Annotated in this window: 22 protein-coding genes; 12 read left to right on the forward strand and 10 right to left on the reverse strand. The window is 66.1% G+C overall.

Annotated elements, in window-relative coordinates; translation table 11 throughout:
* Positions 1-51 precede the first annotated feature (51 nt).
* Both ACTJJM_RS09570 and ACTJJM_RS09575 read right to left on the reverse strand, forming a co-directional pair.
* Positions 52-591, reverse strand: a complete 540-nt coding sequence (locus ACTJJM_RS09570; RefSeq protein WP_010486816.1) for a GNAT family N-acetyltransferase — start codon at positions 589-591, stop codon at positions 52-54.
* A gap of 126 nt (positions 592-717) precedes the next feature.
* Positions 718-1,563 (reverse strand): glycine zipper 2TM domain-containing protein, encoded by an 846-nt coding sequence (locus ACTJJM_RS09575; protein WP_440865438.1) that lies wholly within the window; start codon positions 1,561-1,563, stop codon positions 718-720.
* A gap of 163 nt (positions 1,564-1,726) precedes the next feature.
* Between ACTJJM_RS09575 and ACTJJM_RS09580 the strand changes: the two genes are divergently transcribed.
* Complete coding sequence (locus ACTJJM_RS09580; RefSeq protein WP_010486812.1) at positions 1,727-1,945, forward strand: DUF6116 family protein; 219 nt, start codon at positions 1,727-1,729, stop codon at positions 1,943-1,945.
* Positions 1,942-2,715, forward strand: coding sequence for a TatD family hydrolase (locus tag ACTJJM_RS09585; protein ID WP_049453106.1), 774 nt, complete (start codon positions 1,942-1,944; stop codon positions 2,713-2,715). The genes ACTJJM_RS09580 and ACTJJM_RS09585 overlap by 4 nt, the downstream gene beginning before the upstream one ends.
* A gap of 33 nt (positions 2,716-2,748) precedes the next feature.
* Here ACTJJM_RS09585 and ACTJJM_RS09590 read toward each other — a convergent pair whose 3' ends face one another.
* Positions 2,749-3,573, reverse strand: a complete 825-nt coding sequence (locus tag ACTJJM_RS09590; RefSeq protein ID WP_053443288.1) for a tRNA threonylcarbamoyladenosine dehydratase — start codon at positions 3,571-3,573, stop codon at positions 2,749-2,751.
* An 80-nt stretch (positions 3,574-3,653) separates the two neighbouring features.
* Here ACTJJM_RS09590 and ACTJJM_RS09595 point away from each other — a divergent pair, with 80 nt between their 5' ends.
* Together ACTJJM_RS09595 and ACTJJM_RS09600 are read left to right on the forward strand one after the other, a co-directional pair.
* Positions 3,654-4,088, forward strand: a complete 435-nt coding sequence (locus tag ACTJJM_RS09595; RefSeq protein ID WP_099559388.1) for a cytochrome c — start codon at positions 3,654-3,656, stop codon at positions 4,086-4,088.
* Positions 4,089-4,224: 136 nt separating this feature from the next.
* Positions 4,225-4,719, forward strand: a complete 495-nt coding sequence (locus ACTJJM_RS09600; RefSeq protein WP_010486804.1) for a glycine zipper 2TM domain-containing protein — start codon at positions 4,225-4,227, stop codon at positions 4,717-4,719.
* A gap of 72 nt (positions 4,720-4,791) precedes the next feature.
* Here ACTJJM_RS09600 and ACTJJM_RS09605 read toward each other — a convergent pair whose 3' ends face one another.
* Positions 4,792-5,001 (reverse strand): cold-shock protein, encoded by a 210-nt coding sequence (locus tag ACTJJM_RS09605; RefSeq protein WP_010486802.1) that lies wholly within the window; start codon positions 4,999-5,001, stop codon positions 4,792-4,794.
* Positions 5,002-5,236: 235 nt separating this feature from the next.
* On the opposite strand from ACTJJM_RS09605, the gene ACTJJM_RS09610 reads away from it, so the two are divergent.
* The 3 genes from ACTJJM_RS09610 (at position 5,237) to arsC (ending at position 7,337) form a co-directional block, all read left to right on the forward strand.
* Positions 5,237-5,722 carry a DUF456 domain-containing protein gene (locus tag ACTJJM_RS09610; protein ID WP_125438328.1) on the forward strand — a complete coding sequence of 162 codons (486 nt, stop codon included), beginning with the start codon at positions 5,237-5,239 and terminating at the stop codon, positions 5,720-5,722.
* 119 nt (positions 5,723-5,841) lie between these two features.
* A complete protein-coding gene (locus ACTJJM_RS09615) occupies positions 5,842-6,996 on the forward strand; it encodes a phospholipase A (protein ID WP_125438331.1) in 1,155 nt (384 codons plus the stop codon).
* On the forward strand, positions 6,996-7,337 hold the full coding sequence (gene arsC / locus ACTJJM_RS09620) for an arsenate reductase (glutaredoxin) (RefSeq protein ID WP_159360372.1): 342 nt from the start codon (positions 6,996-6,998) through the stop codon (positions 7,335-7,337). Before ACTJJM_RS09615 ends, arsC begins: the two co-directional genes overlap by 1 nt.
* A 73-nt stretch (positions 7,338-7,410) precedes the next feature.
* On the opposite strand, the gene ACTJJM_RS09625 is transcribed toward arsC, so the two are convergent.
* From ACTJJM_RS09625 to ACTJJM_RS09640, 4 genes are all read right to left on the reverse strand, one after another.
* The gene (locus ACTJJM_RS09625) at positions 7,411-8,046 is read right to left on the reverse strand and encodes a glutathione S-transferase family protein (RefSeq protein ID WP_049409309.1); all 636 of its coding nucleotides are present in this window, start codon (positions 8,044-8,046) and stop codon (positions 7,411-7,413) included.
* A 58-nt stretch (positions 8,047-8,104) separates the two neighbouring features.
* The gene (locus ACTJJM_RS09630) at positions 8,105-8,440 is read right to left on the reverse strand and encodes a hypothetical protein (protein ID WP_159360373.1); all 336 of its coding nucleotides are present in this window, start codon (positions 8,438-8,440) and stop codon (positions 8,105-8,107) included.
* A gap of 75 nt (positions 8,441-8,515) precedes the next feature.
* The gene (locus tag ACTJJM_RS09635) at positions 8,516-8,911 is read right to left on the reverse strand and encodes a hypothetical protein (protein WP_053443290.1); all 396 of its coding nucleotides are present in this window, start codon (positions 8,909-8,911) and stop codon (positions 8,516-8,518) included.
* 117 nt (positions 8,912-9,028) lie between these two features.
* Positions 9,029-10,546, reverse strand: coding sequence for a fumarate hydratase (locus tag ACTJJM_RS09640; protein WP_010486788.1), 1,518 nt, complete (start codon positions 10,544-10,546; stop codon positions 9,029-9,031).
* Between the two features lie 147 nt (positions 10,547-10,693).
* Here ACTJJM_RS09640 and ACTJJM_RS09645 point away from each other — a divergent pair, with 147 nt between their 5' ends.
* The 4 genes from ACTJJM_RS09645 to ACTJJM_RS09660 all read left to right on the forward strand — a co-directional run bounded on the left by ACTJJM_RS09645 (position 10,694) and on the right by ACTJJM_RS09660 (position 15,171).
* Positions 10,694-11,590: an RNA polymerase sigma-70 factor gene (locus ACTJJM_RS09645; RefSeq protein WP_197601702.1), complete on the forward strand. Its 897-nt coding sequence runs from the start codon at positions 10,694-10,696 to the stop codon at positions 11,588-11,590.
* Between the two features lie 36 nt (positions 11,591-11,626).
* On the forward strand, positions 11,627-12,076 hold the full coding sequence (locus tag ACTJJM_RS09650; RefSeq protein WP_197601703.1) for a carboxymuconolactone decarboxylase family protein: 450 nt from the start codon (positions 11,627-11,629) through the stop codon (positions 12,074-12,076).
* 363 nt (positions 12,077-12,439) lie between these two features.
* On the forward strand, positions 12,440-14,311 hold the full coding sequence (locus ACTJJM_RS09655; protein ID WP_440865439.1) for an ABC transporter ATP-binding protein: 1,872 nt from the start codon (positions 12,440-12,442) through the stop codon (positions 14,309-14,311).
* Between the two features lie 80 nt (positions 14,312-14,391).
* On the forward strand, positions 14,392-15,171 hold the full coding sequence (locus ACTJJM_RS09660; RefSeq protein WP_010486777.1) for a ferredoxin--NADP reductase: 780 nt from the start codon (positions 14,392-14,394) through the stop codon (positions 15,169-15,171).
* A 94-nt stretch (positions 15,172-15,265) separates the two neighbouring features.
* Here ACTJJM_RS09660 and ACTJJM_RS09665 read toward each other — a convergent pair whose 3' ends face one another.
* A complete protein-coding gene (locus ACTJJM_RS09665; protein ID WP_049482383.1) occupies positions 15,266-15,745 on the reverse strand; it encodes a glutathione peroxidase in 480 nt (159 codons plus the stop codon).
* A 130-nt stretch (positions 15,746-15,875) separates the two neighbouring features.
* Between ACTJJM_RS09665 and ACTJJM_RS09670 the strand changes: the two genes are divergently transcribed.
* Positions 15,876-18,044, forward strand: coding sequence for a M3 family metallopeptidase (locus ACTJJM_RS09670; protein WP_126559431.1), 2,169 nt, complete (start codon positions 15,876-15,878; stop codon positions 18,042-18,044).
* A 92-nt stretch (positions 18,045-18,136) separates the two neighbouring features.
* On the opposite strand, the gene cfa is transcribed toward ACTJJM_RS09670, so the two are convergent.
* Entirely contained in the window at positions 18,137-19,252 is a 1,116-nt protein-coding gene (gene cfa, locus ACTJJM_RS09675; RefSeq protein ID WP_053443294.1) for a cyclopropane fatty acyl phospholipid synthase, read from the reverse strand.
* Positions 19,253-19,264: the final 12 nt, after the last annotated feature.

Here is a 19,264-nt window from a genome sequence, read left to right on the forward strand (position 1 = left end):
CGGCTGCCTCTGCGCGAACGGCAGCCGAGCGTGGGCTCGGCTCTACAACCGTCAACGGCGCTGCCGCCACTGCTCGCGCGACTGGCCCCAGATCTGCATCGGCTTGTCGTTGTACGGCGCTGGCAGCTCCCCCATGCGCAGCATCGTGCTGCCGAGCTTGCGCGCGACCGCCCGCGAGTTGTCGTTGTTCTCGGCGATGGTGTGGATCACCTCATCCCACCCGAGCGTGTCGAACGCCCAGTCGATCGCGGCGACCGCAGCTTCCGGCGCATAGCCCCTGCCCCAGCTGGCATGGCGGATGCCCCAGCCGACCTCGGTGCCGGGCCAGTCCTGCGGTTGCCAGGGACCCATGCGCCCGATCCAGTCGCCGCTGGATTTCTCGATCACGCTGAACATCGAGAAGCCGAACAGCTGCCAGGCGCCGGCCAGGCTGCAGAAGCCACGCCAGGCCACCGAAGGCGGCTGCACGCCACCGAGGGTGCGCATCGTTTCCTCGTCGGCGCAGAACGCCAGGTAGGGTTCGTAGTCCTCGCGCAGCAGTGGGCGCAGGATCAGGCGCTCTGTTTCGATGCGCAGGTCGAAAATGCTCATGCCGGCTCCATGTCGAAGGAAGCGTCCATGATGGTGGATTCGCGCTCCGCACGGATGAATTTCGCCGGCTGCAACGGAACGGGCCGGCATGAGCCGGCCCGTCGGGTACTGCGTGCTGCACCTGGATTACTGGCGCGTGGTGGCCGCAGTGGCACCGGCCGCAGCGGTCTGCGTGACCAGCTGGCCATCGACCACCGGCAGGCGATCGCTGGCCGGCTTGTTGGCCATGCGCACGGTCTTCTCGGCGCCGTCGTAGCGATAGGTCACGTTGTAGCCCTTCACCACGTCGTTGGTGCCCATGGCGATGCGGTTACCCGGCTTGCTGGCCATGCGCATGGTGCCGGTGGTGCCGTCCTCGTTGCGGTAGGTCACGTTGTAGCCGGTAACACGGCTCGACTCGGAGGTTGCGGTCTCGGTGTGGCACTGGCGCTCGGTACGGTTGACCACGCGGCCACCCACGTGGCGCTTGTCGATCTGGTTGCCGATGAAGCCACCGGCCACGGCACCGGCCGCGGTCGCGGCCTTTTTGCCGTTACCACCGCCGACCTGGTTGCCCAGCAGGCCACCCACCACAGCACCGACCACGGTGCCGCCGACGTTGCCGTCACGTTCCGGCAGGCGCTCCTGCACCGTCACGTCCTGGCAGACTTCATGCGGTGTCTGGGTGGTGGAGGTCTCGCGCACCGCATCGGTGCCGATCACGGTGGCGTAGGCCTTCTGCTTCTCGGTGATCGGGTCGACCTTCAGCACGTCGGCATATTCCAGCCCACGCGGTGCCGACGGGTCGAGCGTGTCACCACGCGCGCCATCGTCAGTGGCGTTGCCATCGACCAGGCGCGATTCGCCATTGGGGGTTCCGGCGCTGATGGAATCAGGCGACGTGTCGCCGCTCTTCATGAAGGCGGCGGTGGCGATACCACCGACCAGCAGCGCGCCCGCTGCGACCAGGACAGTTGTAGTTGTGCTTTTCATGACCTGCTCCTTGCGGACCATCCGCAACGTTCTCGGACCAGATTGCAGCATGCGCTGCCTGAACGGAATCTCCACATTTCCTGCTCATTCCCGTAACCCATTCAGCATCGGGAAATGCTGGGCCCGTGGTAGCGTTTGCATATTCCCCAGGAGGACCCCCGCCATGGCCAACCCGATGCTGCTGCCGGTACTGCAATGGGCGCGCCGGCTACGCTACCCCACCCTGTTCAAGCTCACCGCAGGCCTGTTCGTGCTGACCCTGTTCATCCCCGACCCGATCCCGTTCGTCGATGAACTGGTACTCGGCTTCGGCACCCTGCTCCTGGCCAACTGGAAAAGCCGCAACACCGCCACGGCGCCGCCGTCGCTGGAACAGCGTTGAGCCTGCTGGTCGACAGCCACTGCCATCTCGATGCCGGCGAGTTCGACAGTGACCGCGCCGCCGTGATCGCACGCGCGCAGGCCGCTGGCGTGCGCCTGCAGGTGGTGCCGGCGGTGACCGCAGCCAGCTGGCCGAAGCTGAGGGAGGTCTGCCAGCAGGCGCCGGGGCTGTACCCGGCCTACGGCCTGCACCCGATGTTCCTGTCCGAGCACCGGCCCGGCCACCTGCCGCTGCTGCGCGAGTGGATCGAGCGCGAACGCCCCTGCGCGATCGGCGAATGCGGCCTGGACTTCTTTGTCGAAGGCCTGGATGCCGAGACGCAGCAGGCGTACTTCATCGGCCAGCTGCAACTGGCCCGTGAGTTCGAGCTGCCGGTGATCGTGCATGCACGGCGCGCGGTGGACGTGGTGATCGCCGCGATCCGTCGCATCGGCGGCCTGCGCGGCGTGGTGCACAGCTTTTCCGGCAGTCCGGAACAGGCGGCACAACTGCACCGGCAGGGCTTCCTGCTCGGGCTCGGCGGCCCGTTGACCTACGAACGCGCGCAGCGCCTGCAGCGGCTGGTGCGCGACATGCCGCTGGAACAGCTGCTGCTGGAGACCGACGCGCCCGACCAGCCTGACGCCGGCATCCGCGGCCAGCGCAACGAACCGGCACGGCTGGGGGTCATCGCCCGCCACGTGGCCACGCTGCGCGGGATGGAGCTGGACGCAGTGGCCCAGGCCACGACGGAGAATGCACGACGCCTGTTCGCGCTGCCGGCAATGTAACGGTAGGTGCCGGCCGCTGGCCGGCACGATCCATCACACCTCGCTGGCCTCTACCGCTTCGGCCTTCACTTTCTTCGGCTCCAGCAGCATTTCCAGCGCCTTGCCCACCGCCGCGAACGCGAACGCGCCAGTGATATGGGTCGCCGCACCCAGGCCGGCGCCACAGTCCAGCTTCAACGCCGCATCGGCGCCAAGGTTCGGGCGGATGCCACAGACGCTGCCATCAGCCTGCGGATACTTCACGTTCTCCAGCGAATACACTGCCGGCACACCGAAATAGCGCTTGGCGTTCTTCGGGAAATTGAACTCGCTGCGCAGCTTCTTGCGGATCAGCGCCAGCATGGCGTCGTGCTCGGTGCGCGAGACGTCGCGGATGCGCACCAGGGTCGGATCGGTACGGCCACCGGCGGCACCGACGGTCAGCAGCGGCAGCTTGCGCCGACGGCACCAGGCAATCGTCTCGACTTTGACCCGGAAGCTGTCGCAGGCATCGATCACCAGATCGAAGCCCCGGTCCAGCAGCTCCGCCATGTTCGACACGGTCAGGAACGCCTGCACGGCATCGACCTCGATATCCGGATTGATCGCGCGGCAGCGCTCGGCCATCGCCTCGGCCTTGTTGCGGCCGTAGTTGCCTTCCATCGCCGGCAGCTGCCGGTTGGTGTTGGAGACGCAGATGTCATCGGCATCGATCAGGGTCAGGTGGCCCACCGCCGAGCGGGCCAGCGCTTCCACCACCCATGAGCCGACGCCGCCCATGCCCACCACCGCCACGCGGCTATCCTGCAGGCGCTCGAGCGCACCCACGCCATACAGCCGTTCGATGCCGGCGAAGCGTTGTTTGACCTGTTCATTCATCCCGCTATTTTAACGTGCAGGCGCCAGCGCCTGCAGCGCGCCGGCATCGAACCCACCGTTGCACGCCCGGAGAGCCCGCCATGAACGCCAGCCCACCCCGCCGCCCGTCCACCGCCTACCGCTATCTGTTCGTGCTCGGCCTGGGACTGTTGATCGGCCTGATCGCCACGGTGATGGTGGGCCGCGCCCTGCAGGCGCGCCGCGACCCGTTCCCGGACAGCCTGATGCAGGTGATGCAACGGCAATCGCAGCTGCTGCAGCAGGCCCAGCAGCAGAACCGCTGCAGCCTGGCCGACAGCGTGCCGCGCCTGCAGGCCCTGCGCCTGCTGTCCAACGACCTCGATCTGGCCTTTGCCGGGCTGAAGGACAACGCGCAGTTCCAGCAGCATGCCAGCCAGCTGCGTGGCAACCTCAACGTCGCCCTGGCCGCGCCGCCCAGCGACTGCACGGCCCTGGCCCAAGTGGTGGAAACCGTGCAGGCCGACTGCCGCGCCTGCCACCAGGACTTCCGCTGAGCCGCATTCATCCTGCAGCCGGGCAAGGCATGCACGGTTGGCGCGTCGTTCACGTTCGAAAGGAGACGATTCGTCCACCCTGCTGCATGACGCAGTACCACCCCAGACACCCGCCTTCACGGCCAGGAGACGCCCCATGAAGATCCAGCTCATTGCCGCCAGCGCCATCGCTACCCTCGCCCTGGCAGGCTGTGCCACCTCGCCTGGCTACGGCGGTGGTGGTTACAACAACGGCTACAACAATGGCGGCTACGGCAACAACGGCGGTTACAACCAGGGCCGCTGCGCTGACTGCGGCATCGTCACCCGCATCAATACCGTGCAGTCCGGCCGTACCGCCCCCAGCGCGACCGGCGCGATCCTGGGCGGCATCGTCGGCGCCGTGGCCGGCCACGAGATCTCCGACCACACCGGTGGCAGCCGTGGCAACAAGAACATCGCCGCCGCTGCGGGCGCAGTCGGTGGCGCGCTGGCCGGCAACCAGATCCAGAAGAACGTGACCAGCGACACCTACGACATCAGCGTGCGCATGGACGATGGCCGCACCATCGTGGTCAACCAGCGTGACCTCGGCGGCATCCGCGAAAACACCTACGTGCGCGTGGTCAACGGCAAGGTCATCCTGCGCTGATCCGCACCGGGCCATGCGCAACGAAAAAGGCCCGCTTGCGCGGGCCTTTTTCATGCCGACAGGCGGCGGGCATTACACCGGCTGCACCTTGTCAGCCTGCAGACCCTTCTGGCCCTGCACGACTTCGAAGCTCACAGTCTGGCCTTCCTTGAGGCTCTTGAAGCCCTGGGTCTCGATGGCGCGGAAGTGCACGAACACGTCCTCGCCATTCTGCCGGCTGATGAAGCCGAAGCCCTTCGCATCATTGAACCACTTTACGGTACCGGTCTCGCGATCAGCCATCTCACTAACTCCCTTTGACTCTCTCTTGTTGTTGGAAACGCCTGGTGGGCGGCTGACAAGCAAGGGGGAAGCGAGGTGCATCGATGCAGCGGATCGGGAAGATCTTGCTTCATCAGGCCACGATCCACGGTGACCTTGCCAAGCTCAGCGACTGCAACTTAACCCGCCCAAAACGAAAAAGCAACTGGCAAAATCTTTCACTGTCAACCCCAAAACGGCCACCATACGGGACAGCATGGGACTCTCATTCATCTTATATCTGCTATCGGTCATTTTTGTCCTGGTCGGCATCGCCGGGATCATCCTGCCAGCCCTCCCCGGCATCCCACTGGTATTCATCGGACTGCTGCTGGCGGCCTGGGCCGACGGCTTCGCCCATGTGGGCTGGCCAACCCTGGTCGCACTGGGTGTACTGACCGTGCTCTCGCTGCTGGCGGACGTGCTGGCCACAGTGGTGGGCGCACAACGGGTGGGCGCCAGCCGGAAGGCGCTATGGGGCACGTTCGTCGGCAGCATCGTCGGCCTGTTCTTCATGCCGATCGGCCTGTTCGCCGGCCCGTTGATCGGCGCCCTGCTCGGCGAGTACTGGCACACCCGCGAGCTGGGCCGCTCGACAAAGGTCGGCCTGGCCACCTGGCTCGGCATCCTGCTCGGCCTGGCGCTGAAGCTGGCGGTGGTGATCGCGATGCTGGGGCTGTTCGCCTTCGCCTGGTTCCTGTGACCGGTGCAGCCTTCACGCTACACGCACGCAGTGGCCGTGCATAAACCGTGGGGGCTGGCCGCGATCCGGTACAGCCGCCACACTGTGCGATTCCCGTATTCACTGAAGGGCCTGCTGGAATGACCCTCCCCCCGCTGCTTCCCTGCCTCGCGCCGCTGGCGCTGGCCCTGGCCAGTGCGCCGCTGGCCGCGCAGGAGTTCGTGCCCAGCACCGACACCTCGCCGGCGGCGTGTGCCGCCATCACCACCGACGCCGCGCGCCTGGCCTGCTATGACCGCCTGTTCGCGCACACCCCGCAGGCCACGGCCGCTGCCGACGCCGCTGCCGAGGCAGCCGCGCAGGCCCGTCGCGAAGAGCGCCAGACCGCACGCGTGAGCCAGGGCGAAGAGAAACTGCGCGAACGGGTCAGCGACCTGTTCCGCCCGGCAGCACCGGACAGCGCGCTGGCCAACGCCGGCCGCGGTTCGCTGCTGGACAGCCGCTGGGAACTGGCCGAGGACTCCAAGCTGGGCCCATTCCAGCTGCGTGCCTACAAGCCGGTGTACCTGCTGCCGGCGTTCTGGACCAGCGACCGCAACACCACGCCGCATTCGCCGAACCCGGCCAACACGGTCACCACCCCGCAGGTGCTCGACAGTGCAGAACTGAAGTTCCAGATCAGCTTCAAGACCAAGATCGCCGAGAACCTGTTCGGCGACAACGGCGATATCTGGGCCGGCTACACCCAGAGCTCGCGCTGGCAGGCCTACAACGGCGAGGATTCGCGCCCGTTCCGCGAAACCAATTACGAGCCGGAAGTGATGATGGTATTCCGCAACGGCTACTCGATCGGTGGCTGGCGCGGGCGCATGACCGGCATCGCACTGAACCATCAGTCCAACGGCCGCGCTGATCCGCTGTCGCGCAGCTGGAACCGGGTGATGCTCAACATCGGCCTGGACCGTGAGAACTGGGCACTGGTGCTGCGTCCGTGGTACCGCATTCCCGAGACCCGCAGCGACGACAACAATCCGGACATCGAGGACTACATGGGCCGCGGTGACGCGACCTTGACCTGGAACCGCAACGGCCATGAAGTCTCGCTGATGGCGCGTCATTCGCTGCGCACCGGCAGCCGCTCGCACGGCGCCCTGCAGCTGGATTACGGCTTCCCGATCAGCAACCTGCTGCGCGGCCATGTGCAGATCTTCGACGGCTACGGCGAAAGCCTGATCGACTACAACCACAAAGCCACCTACGTGGGTGTGGGCGTGTCGCTGCTGGAGTGGTTCTGATGGACGTGACGATCTGGCATAACCCGGCCTGCAGCAATTCGCGCGGCGCCCTGAAGCTGATCCGCGATGCGGGCTTCGAGCCGGAGGTGATCGAGTACCTCGGCAATCCCCCCGATGTGGCCACACTGCGCCAGGTGCTGGCCGAATCCGGATTGAGCGCGCGTGATCTGGTGCGCAGCAAGGAATCGCAGTTCGCCGAACTGGGCCTGGAAGATGCGGACGAGGCCACGCTGCTGGCCTCGATGGCCGAACACCCGCGCCTGATCAACCGCCCCGTGGTGCGCACGACCAAGGGCACACGGCTGTGCCGCCCGCCGGAAACGGTGCTGGAGATCCTCTAGCCCGAAAAAGGGGACGGAGGGAATTAAGTCGTTTGTGCACAAACGACTTAATTCCCTCCGTCCCCTTTTTTGGTTATCGCCAGTCGGTGATGCCCTCGCGGCGATACACCTCGGCGAACGCCGGGCGCGCCTTCATCGACGTGGCATGCGCCTTCAGCACCGGCCAGGTGTCGCTGGGCTTCGGCATGCCGCGCGACCAGCGCATCAGCATCACCAGCATGTAGTCGACCACGCAGGGCGTGGCGCCCAGCAGGTAGGGACCATGCACCTGCAGGTGCGTGGCGACATGCTGCCAGGCCGCTTCAAGGCGCTGACGGGCCATCTCGCGGCTCGCCTCGATATTCGCCTCCCCCGCCATTTCATGCGGGTAGAACCAGGCGCGATAGGCGGGCTGCAGCGTATTGGCACACCAGAACATCCATCGGTAGGCCTCGGCACGCTGTGGCGTGCCCACCGGGGGCAGCAGGTTGGCGCCCGGATGGCGATCAGCCAGATACAACGCAATGGCCGCCGCTTCGGTCAGTACCAAGCCATCGATCAGCAGCGTCGGCACCACACCGGCCGGATTCAGCGCCAGGTACTCCGCCGACTTGTGCTCGCGCGCGTCGAAATCCAGCAGCACCAACTCGTGCTCGATGCCCAGCTCGATCAACAGCCAATGCACCACGAGGGCGGCAGTACTGGTCGAACCATACAGCGTGGTGCTCATGCGGAAGATCCTGTGCAGGTGGATCCGCCGATTATGCGCCCGCGCGCGCGATCGTTGCTCAGCCGCAGCTGCTCATGCAGGAATCCCGGCGTTCGCCACAGGACATCATCGGCGCGCGCATCGTGCAGTCATGCGCCTTCAGTTCGCAGGCACGGCGCAGTTCGGGGTTGGCAACGTCCTTGCAGCGCTTGTCCGGCGCAGGCACCGCCTGCTGCTCGCAGCTGAAGGCACTATTGCCGGTGCTGCCCCGCGCCATGCAGCTGCGATAGTCGGCCTGGCACTGCATGCGGCACTGCGAGGAGGCGGAGAAATCCGCACCTTCATAGGATGACGTTGTGCTGCAGCCGGCCAGGATCAGCAGGAACACAGCCGCGACGGATCGATGCAGGCGCATGGGCACATCCAGTGCAGGGGAGTGCCGACCCTAGCAGACTACGGTTGCTCGTGCATGCACCTACGCGTGCCGCGATCAGTACACGGGAGTACCGGTGTCGGTGCGGACGTCATTCACGGTACCGCCGCAGGAGAGCAGGCACTGGGCGTACGGGGCACTGCATGAAGGAAGCGCCGGGGGACCGCAGTAGTTGCCGGCACCGTTGCCCCCTTCGCAGTTGTGCCGCTGCTTGTCGTCGGCGATACCACTGCAACGGCTGATGATCCGGCTCTTCTCGCTTTCGCAGCTCCGCTGATCCGATTCGGCACGGGCGCGGTTGTGGAAGTCGCACGTCGCCTTCTGGCTCTCGCAGACCGACGCGCAGATCTTCCCCGCTTCGTGGGTGGGTGGCTCGACGAAATAACGTGGCCCGCAGGCGCTGCACGCCAGCGTAGCGACCAGCAACACGAAAACACGCGACCACCGCAGCACGATGGACTCCCTTCCAGTACGCCGGCCAGTACGTTGGCAGAGCAGGCCGCGCGCGGGCGGGCTGCACACAACAACGGCGCCACGCGGGCGCCGTTGCCTGAAACGGAAGCGGAAGACTTACTCCACCACCACCGGAATCTTGCCGATGCGGGCCTGCCATTCGCGCGGGCCGGTCTTGTGTACCGATTCGCCAGTGGAATCCACTGCCACGGTCACCGGCATGTCCTGCACGGTGAACTCGTAGATCGCTTCCATGCCCAGATCAGCGAAACCGACCACCTTGGCCGCCTTGATCGCCTTGGACACGAGGTAGGCCGAACCGCCGACCGCCATCAGGTAGGCCGACTTGTGCTTCTTGATCGCCTCGATTGCGGCCGGGCCGCGCTCGGCCTTGCCGACCATACCCAGCAGGCCGGTCTGCGCCAGCACCTGCTCGGTGAACTTGTCCATACGGGTCGCCGTGGTCGGGCCGGCCGGGCCCACCACTTCGTCGCGCACCGGATCAACCGGGCCCACGTAGTAGATGAAACGCCCCTTCAGGTCGACCGGCAGTTCCTCGCCCTTGTTGAGCATGTCGACCATGCGCTTGTGCGCGGCGTCACGGCCGGTCAGCAGCTTGCCGTTGAGCAGCAGGGTCTGGCCCGGCTTCCAGCTGGCCACGTCCTCCGGCGTGATCGTGTCCAGGTCCACCCGGGTGCCCTTGGACGCGTCATAGGTCAGCTTCGGCCAGTCTTCCAGCGACGGCGGGTCCAGCATCACCGGGCCGCTGCCGTCCAGGGTGAAGTGCGCGTGGCGGGTGGCCGCGCAGTTCGGGATCATCGCCACCGGCAGGTTGGCCGCGTGGGTCGGGTAATCGTTGATCTTGATGTCGAGCACGGTGGTCAGGCCACCCAGGCCCTGCGCACCGATACCCAGGGCATTGACCTTCTCGTACAGCTCCAGGCGCAGCTCTTCGATGCGGTTGGACGCACCACGGGCCTGCAGCTCGGTGATGTCGATCGGCTCCATCAGCGCTTCCTTGGCCAGCAGCATCGCCTTTTCGGCGGTGCCACCGATGCCGATGCCGAGCATGCCCGGCGGACACCAGCCGGCGCCCATGGTCGGCACGGTCTTCAGCACCCAGTCGACGATCGAGTCGGACGGATTGAGCATGGCGAACTTGGTCTTGGCTTCCGAGCCACCGCCCTTGGCGGCGACGATCACGTCGACCGTGTTGCCCGGCACCACCTTGACGTTGACCACGCCCGGGGTGTTGTCCCTGGTGTTGATGCGCTTGCCGGCAGGATCAGCCAGCACCGAGGCGCGCAGCTTGTTGTCCGGGTGCATGTAGGCGCGGCGCACGCCTTCATTGGCCATGTCTTCCACGCCCATGGTGGCGTCATCCCAACGCACGTCCATGCCGATTTCCAGGAACACGGTGACGATGCCGGTGTCCTGGCAGATCGGACGGTGGCCTTCGGCGCACATGCGCGAATTGATCAGGATCTGCGCCATCGCCTCCTTCGCGGCCGGCGACTCCTCGCGCTCGTAGGCGGCGGCAAGGTTCTTGATGTAGTCGACCGGGTGGTAGTACGAGATGTACTGCAGCGCGTCGGCGATGGACTGGATGAGGTCTTCCTGCTTGATCGATGTCACGTCTTGCTCGCTTGCTCGAGGCTGGCGGGGGTAATCCGCCCATTTTACCCCCTCCCCCGGCCGCGGGGTGGTAGTGCCGGCCGCCGGCCGGCACTATCCGCGCAAGCCCTCTGTCACGCCATGCGCCACTGCGGCGTCCTTGCCCACATGAACGCCGAAACCGCTTTCCAGACCCACCGCCCGCGCCTGATGGCCCTGGCCTACCGCCTGCTCGGCAGCCGCGCCGACGCCGAAGACGTCGTCCAGGATGCCTGGCTGCGCTGGTCCGGCGCCGACCCGGCGGCCGTCCGCGACCCCGAAGCCTGGCTGGTCACCACCACCACCCGGCTTGGCCTGGACCGGCTGCGCGCGGCCAAGCGCGAGCGCATGCACTACGTCGGCCCCTGGCTGGCCGAGCCACTGGCGGTCACCCTGGAGCCCGACCCGGCGCCCGGCCCGGCGCAGCTGCATGCGCTGGCCGACGATGTCTCGGTCGCCTTCCTGACCCTGCTCGAACAGCTCGGCCCCGAGGAACGCGCCGCCTTCCTGCTGAAGGAGGCGTTCGACCACGACTACCGCGAAATCGCCGACCTGATCGGCCACAGCGAAGCCAACTGCCGGCAGCTGGTGCATCGGGCCCGGCAGCGCCTGCAATCCGGGCGCCCACGCTTCAATGCCGATGCCAGCCAGCACCGGCAGCTGCTGGCGCGCTTCATGGATGCCTCGCAGCGTGGCGACAGCGAAGCAATCCGGGCCCTGCTGCACACCAACGCGCAGCTGGTCTCCGACGGCGGCGGCGTGGTCACCGCAGCGGTACGCCCGCTGCTGGGCGCCGAGCGCATCGGCCGCCTGTTCTGGGCCATCGCACGTCGTGGCGCGGTGCATCCGGCGCAGCTGGGCTACGTCAACGGCGAGCCGGCGATCCTGCGCTTCCATGGCGATCGGCTGCACTCGGTCACCACCATCGAAGTGGCCGATGGCCGCATCGCCAACGTGTACAGCGTGCTGAATCCAGAAAAACTGCCGTCGGTTGTCACGCGCGATGGCGGTGCGGCGTCCTGGTAATGAAAGGCGGCCAACGTGGCCGCCATGGAGCCGAAAATGTCCGACCACGCCTCTCCCCGCGTCCCCTACACCCGCCTGGCCGCCGAGGCCTTCAAGGGCCTGTTGGCCACCAGCCAGGCGGTGCATGACAGTTCGATCGACCCGACCCTGATGGAACTGGTGTTCCTGCGCGTGTCGCAGCTCAACGGCTGCGGCTACTGCATGGACATGCACGGCACCGCGCTGCGCAAGGGCGGCATCGAGCCGCGCAAGCTGGACACCCTGCCCGCGTGGCACGAAAGCCGCTTCTTCGATGCACGCGAACGCGCAGCGCTGGGCTGGGCCGAGGCGCTGACCCGCTTGACCGACGGTGCGCCGTCGCAGGCGGCGTTCGATGCGTTGGCGCCGCATTTCGATGAGAAGAGCATCAGTGACCTGAGCATGGGCATTGCCGTGATCAACGCCTGGAACCGGCTGGGCGCGGGCCTGCTGCCACCGCTGCCGTAAGAGGGTTTTGTTGGCCGGGCTGCCGCCCGGCACCCGCAGAGGCAACAACCAGAGCAACATCAAAAGCCGGCGCTACTGTGGGTTGGCGGGGCGGGTCAGGTCGCAGGGGACGCTGCAAGTACGTCCATGTAAGCTCGGTCGCCGCATGCGTGCGACTCACGCCCCTGCGACCTGACCCACCCCGCCCTCGACAGACTTCTACTGCTGTTGGCAGGTGTCGACCTTGGTCGACACGGTAGATCCACGCCATGCGTGGATACGGGGGGGCTGGATCCCTTCGCTTTGCAAAGGGATCTGATCCCGGTGCCGGCCACACGGCTGCACTGACCCCATCTGCACGCGTCCGACGCGCACAATACGCGCATGCCTGCTACCCCCACCGCTGGCGCTGCCGCCGCGAAGAAACCCAGCCTGCGCCAGCGCTTCAGGGCGATGCGCAACCTGCCGCCTTTCCTGCGCATGGTCTGGCAGACCAGCCCTGCGCTCACCCTGGCCAGCCTCGGGCTGCGCCTGATCCGTGCACTGCTGCCGGTGGCGATGCTCTACGTCGGCAAGCTGATCATCGACAGCGCCCTGCACCTGAGCCAGCACGACGCTAGCTTCCCGCCGCTGGGCGAAGCGCTGTCCAGCGGCGTGCTGAATCCGTTGCTGGGCCTGCTGGCGCTGGAATTCGGCCTGGCCATCGCCTCGGACCTGCTCGGCCGGCTGGTCAGCTACGCCGATGCCCTGCTCTCGGAACTGTTCGCCAACGTCACCAGCATCCGGCTGATGGAACACGCGGCAACGCTGGATCTGGAGGACTTCGAGGATCCGGACCTGCAGGACAAGCTGGACCGTGCGCGGCGCCAGACCATGGGCCGGATGAACCTGATGAGCCAACTGTTCGGCCAGGTGCAGGACGCGATCACCGTGGCCAGCCTTGCCGTCGGCCTGCTGGTCTACGCGCCGTGGCTGATCCTGCTGCTGGCGCTGGCGCTGGTGCCGGCCTTCATCGGCGAATCGCACTTCAACGCGGCCGGGTACAGCCTCAACTTCCAGTGGACGCCCGAGCGCCGCCAGCTCGACTACCTGCGCCAGCTCGGCGCCAGCGTGGAAACGGCCAAGGAAGTGAAGATCTACAACCTGCACCGCTTCCTGGTGGAGCGCTACCGGCGGCTGTCAGTGGCGCTGTTCCAGGCCAACCGTGCACTGGCCCGGCGCCGCGCGTTCTGGGGCACGCTGCTGGCCGCGCTGGGCACGCTGGGCTACTACACCGCCTATGCCTACATCGCCTGGCGCACGGTGCGCGGCGACTTTTCGATCGGCGACCTGACCTTCCTCGCCGGCAGCTTCCTGCGCCTGCGCCAGCTGCTGGAAGGCCTGCTGATCGGGTTCTCGCAGGTGGCCAGCCAGGCGCTGTATCTAGATGACCTGTTCTCGTTCTTCCAGATCCAGCCGGAAATCCACTCGTGTGAAGGCGCCGTGCGCGTGCCGCAGCCGATCCGCCAGGGCTTCGTGTTCGAGAACGTCGGCTTCCGCTATCCCGATGCCGAGCAGTGGGCGGTGCGCCATCTGGATTTCCAGCTGCACGCCGGCGAAGTGCTGGCCCTGGTCGGCGAGAACGGAGCGGGCAAGACCACGCTGGTGAAGCTGCTGGCGCGGCTGTACGAGCCGGACGAGGGCCGCATCCTGCTCGATGGCCGTGACCTGCGCGACTACGACCTGGACGACCTGCGCGCCAACCTCGGGGTGATCTTCCAGGACTTCGTGCGCTACAACCTCAGCGCCGGCGAGAATATCGGCGTCGGCCAGGTCGAGGCGATGGACGACCAGGCACGCATCGCCGACGCCGCGCGGCGCGGCATGGCCGAGGACGTGATCGACGACCTGCCCGGCGGTTACGACCAGCTGATCGGCCGCCGCTTCAAGCAGGGCGTGGACCTGTCCGGTGGCCAATGGCAGAAGATCGCCATTGCCCGCGCGTGGATGCGCAATGCGCAGGTGATGATCCTGGATGAGCCAACCGCAGCGCTGGATGCCCGAAGTGAGTTTGAAGTGTTCCAGCGGTTCAGGGAACTGGCGGATAATCGCACCGCAGTATTGATTTCCCACCGTTTTTCCTCGGTACGCATGGCCGATCGCATCCTGGTGCTGGCCGATGGCCGCATCGAGGCCAGCGGCACCCATGAGCAGCTGATGGCCCAGGGAGGACGGTACGCCGAGCTGTTCGAGCTGCAGGCGGCGGGTTACCGCTGAGAACGCCTCTCGTTCCGCCTAATGAGAACCCGTCTCATTTGAGATAGAATCACCCCCGACGACTTTCGATAGATACGCCCATGTCCTCCGCTTTCGGCGCCGAAACGGTGCTTGAGGTCCGTCACTGGACCGACGCCTACTTCAGCTTCACCACCACCCGCGACAGCGGCTTCCGCTTCGAGAACGGCCAGTTTGTGATGATCGGCCTGGAAACCGAGGCGCGGCCGTTGCTGCGCGCCTATTCCATCGCCAGCGCCAACTGGGAAGAGCATCTGGAGTTCTTCAGCATCAAGGTGCAGGACGGCCCGCTGACCTCGCGCCTGCAGCACATCAAGCCGGGCGACAAGGTGCTGGTTGGCAAGAAACCCACCGGCACCCTGCTGATCAGCGACCTGCACCCGGGCAAGAACCTGTATCTGCTGGGCACCGGCACCGGCATGGCACCGTGGCTGTCGGTCATCAAGGACCCGGAAACCTACGAGCGCTTCGAGAAGGTGATCCTGTGCCACGGCGTGCGCTACGAAAAGGACCTGGCCTACCGCGATTACTTCGAGAAGGAACTGCGTGAGCATGAGTTCCTGGGCGAGATGATCGGCGACAAGCTGCTGTACTACCCGGCCGTCACCCGTGAACCGTTCGCCAACCAGGGCCGCCTGACCCAGCTGATGGAGAGCGGCGAGATGCAGCGCACCCTCGGCCTGCCGGAGCTGAGCCCGGAAAACGACCGCGCGATGATCTGCGGCAGCCCGCAGATGCTGGCCGACCTGCGCACCGTGCTCGACGCGCGTGGCTTCCAGGTTTCGCCGCGCATCGGCCAGCCGGGCCACTATGTCTTCGAGCGCGCGTTCGTCGAGAAGTAAACCGTTGCAGCTGTAGAGCCGAGCCCACGCTCGGCTCGCGCGCACCGCGCGCGCTCAATGTCGGCCGGACAAGCAGCCGAGCGTGGGCTCGGCTCTACAACACCGCTTCGATCTCGTCGCGCAGCTGCTCCGGCTTGGTGGTGGGCGCATGCCGCGACACTACCCGCCCCTGGCGATCGACCAGGAACTTGCTGAAATTCCACTTGATACGGGCACTGCCAAGCAGGCCGCGCTTCTCGCGTGACAGCCAGGCCCACAACGGATCAGCCCCCTCGCCGTTGACCTCGATCTTCTCCGACAGCGGGAAGCTGACCGGATAATCCAGCGAACAGAACTGGCGGATCTGCGCGGCGTCGCCGGGCTCCTGCGCGCCGAACTGGTTGCATGGGAAGCCGATCACCACCAGGCCGCGCTCGCGGTAGTCCTGCCACAGCTGCTCCAGCCCGGTGTACTGCGGGGTGAAACCACAGCGGCTGGCCACGTTCACCAGCAACAAGGGACGGCCCCGGTACTGATCCAGCGCCTGCGGCTGGCCGTCGAGGTCACGGAAGCTGAAATCGTAGGCGCTGGTCATGATGGCGGGCCGTGGGCGGTGAATGCATGGTACCCGCGCCCGGCGCCACCAGCATGCCTTTTGACACAAGTGCGGGCGCGGCCGGCCGGGTTAACCTCGGGCCCTTGTCTGCCTTACCGGAGTTCCTACCTTGACCACTCGCCTTGCCCTTGCCGTGGCCATGTCCCTCGGCCTTGCCCTGCCCGCCTTCTCCGCCGGCGCCGCCACCCCGGCTGCCAGCACCCATGCCCAGCAGGCCAATCCGTTCTTCGCCGAAAGCCCGCTGCCGCTGCACTTCCCGCAGTTCGACAAGATCAAGGACAGCGACTTCGCCCCAGCCTTCGACGCCGGCATGGCGCAGCAGCTGAAGGAAGTGGAGGCCATCGCCAACAACAAGGCCAAGCCGACCTTCGACAACACCATCATCGCCCTGGAAAAGAGCGGTGACATCCTCGACCGCGCGACCACCGTGTTCTTCAGCCTGGTGGGCGCCGATACCAACGACACCCGCAAGAAGCTGCAGGCCGACTACTCGGCGAAGTTCGCCGCGCACAGCGATGCGATCGCGCTGAACGGCAAGCTGTTCGCGCGCATCCAGGCACTGTACGACACCCGCAGCCAGCTGGGCCTGGACGCCGAAGGCGTGCGCCTGGTCGAGAAGTACTACGACAACTACGTGCGCGCCGGCGCCAAGCTGTCCGACGCCGACAAGGCCAAGCTGAAGGAAATGAACGCCGAGCTGGCCAACCTGGGCACCAAGTTCAGCCAGAACGTGCAGTCGGAAGTGAACGCTTCGGCAATCACCGTCGACGACGTCAAGGAGCTGGACGGCCTGTCCAAGGAGCAGATCGCCGCCGCTGCCGAAGCCGCCAAGGCCCGCGGCCAGGACGGCAAGTACGTGATCACCCTGCTCAACACCACCGGCCAGCCGCCGCTGACCAACCTGGCCAACCGCGCCCTGCGCCAGAAGATCTACGAAGCGTCGGTCAGCCGTGGCAGCCGTGGCGGTGAGTTCGACAACACCGCGCTGGTCTCGCGCATCATGCAGCTGCGTGCCGACAAGGCCAAGCTGATGGGCTTCCCGAACTTCGCCGCCTACAACCTGACCAACCAGACCGCCAAGACCCCCGAAGCAGTCAACGCGATGCTGGGCAAGCTGGCCCCGGCCGCCGTGGCCAACGCCAAGCGCGAAGCCGCCGACCTGCAGGCGATGATCGACCAGGAACAGAAGGCCGCGGGCAAGCCGACGTTCAAGCTGGAACCGTGGGACTGGGCCTTCTACAGCGAGAAGGTGCGCCAGGCCAAGTACAACTTCGACGAGTCGCAGCTGAAGCCGTACTTCGAAATGAAGAACGTGCTGGAGAACGGCGTGTTCCATGCCGCCAACCTGGAATTCGGCCTGACCTTCAAGCAGCGCACCGACCTGCCGGTCTACCACGATGACGTCACCGTCTACGACGTGTTCGACGCCGACGGCAGCCAGCTGGCGATCTTCATCTTCGACCCGTATGCACGCGCCTCAAAGCGCGGTGGTGCGTGGATGAATTCCTACGTTTCGCAGTCCAAGCTGACCGGCTTCAAGCCGGTGGTCGCCAACCACCTGAACATCCCGAAGCCGCCGGCCGGCCAGCCGACCCTGCTGACCTGGGATGAGGTGAACACCACCTTCCACGAGTTCGGCCATGCCCTGCACGGCATGTTCTCCAACGTGAAGTACCCGTACTTCTCGGGCACCTCGGTGCCGCGTGACTTCGTCGAGTTCCCCTCGCAGGTCAACGAGATGTGGGCCGACAACCCGGTCATCCTGAAGAACTACGCCAAGCACTACCAGAACGGTTCGGCGATGCCGCAGGCGCTGCTGGACAAGGTGCTGGCGGCGGCCAAGTTCAACCAGGGCTTTGCCACCACCGAGTACCTGGGTGCAGCCATGCTTGATCAGCGCTGGCACCAGATCGGCGCCGACCAGGTGCCGGCCGCCAAGGACGTGATGGCCTTCGAGCGCGCCGCGCTGGAGAAGGACGGCATCTACTACGCGCCGGTTCCGCCGCGCTACAAGACCCCGTACTTCAGCCACATCATGGGTGGCTACTCGGCCGGCTACTACGCCTACATCTGGTCGGAAGTGCTCGACGCCAACACCCAGAAGTGGTTCAAGGACAACGGCGGCCTGAGCCGCAAGAACGGCGACCACTTCCGCGCCACGCTGCTGTCCAAGGGTGGCAGCGTGGATGCCATGCAGCTGTTCCGCGATTTCGCCGGCCACGAGCCGCAGATCGAACCGCTGCTGGAAAAGCGTGGCCTGACCGGCGCCGGCAACTGATCGCCGCTGCGGCAGCCTGAAACGAAAACCGCCCGGGAAACCGGGCGGTTTTTTGTTGGGTCATCCACGCATGGCGTGGATGCTCTTGCAGATCAGCGTGGCGCCACGTACCCGCCCGGCACGCCTTCCGGCGACAGCACCAGCTGCCACAACTGCGCATGCCGGCAGCGGAAGGTGGCCATCGATCCGGCCAGGTAGAACCGCCACATGCGGCGGAAATGCTCGTCATAACGCGCATCCAGCCGTGGCCATGCCGCTTCCACGTTGCGCCGCCAGGCTTGCAGGGTCAGGTCGTAATCGGTGCCGAAGTTGTGCCAGTCCTCCAGCACGAAACGGCCTTCGAACGCCCGGGTGATCTGCACTGCCGACGGCAGCATCGAGTTGGGGAAGATGTAGCGCGCGATCCACGGATCGGTGCGATGCCGGGAGATGTTGGTGCCGATGCTGTGCAGCAGCAGCAGGCCACGCGGCGACAGGCAGCGTTTGGCCACTTCGAAGAAGCTGGCGTAGTTCTTGTCGCCGACGTGCTCGAACATGCCGATCGAGAAAATCGCATCGAACGGTTCGTCCAGTTCCCGGTAGTCCTGCAGGCGGATTTCAATCGGCAACCCCGCGCACAGCTCGCGGGCAAACTCGGCCTGTTCCTGCGAAATGGTCACGCCGACGCCGCTGACGCCGTAGCGCTCGGCAGCGAACTTCAGGGCTTCGCCCCAGCCACAGCCGATGTCCAGCACACGCTGACCCGGGCGCAGCCCCAGCTTGCGGCACACCAGGTCGAGCTTGGCTTCCTGCGCGGTGTCGAGATCGTCGGCATTGCGCCAGTAGCCACAGCTGTAGACCAGGCGCTGGCCGAGCATGGCCTGGTAGAGATCGTTGCCGAGGTCGTAGTGGCGGCGGCCGACTTCGTAGCTGCCCTGCCCCACCTGCAGGTTGAACAGGCGCGCCTTCAGCGCATCGGCCACTTCGCGCCAACCGTGCACCCGTTCGTCCAGGTGCGCCTGCATCAGGTGGACGAGGAATTCATCCAGGACGTTGGCATCCCACCAACCCTCCATGTAGCTCTCGCCGAGGCCGAGCGAGCCTTGGCCCATGACCCGCGCGAAGAAGCGCGGGTCATGCACCTGGATATCCTGTGGCTGGGTACCGCCGATGCGGACCCCGGCTTCCTGCAGCAGGCCGGCGACCCGCTCCTGCAACCCTGTATCCACGCCACCTCCTCG

This window comes from Stenotrophomonas sp. 22692, from assembly GCF_052045015.1.
GTDB lineage: Bacteria > Pseudomonadota > Gammaproteobacteria > Xanthomonadales > Xanthomonadaceae > Stenotrophomonas > Stenotrophomonas geniculata.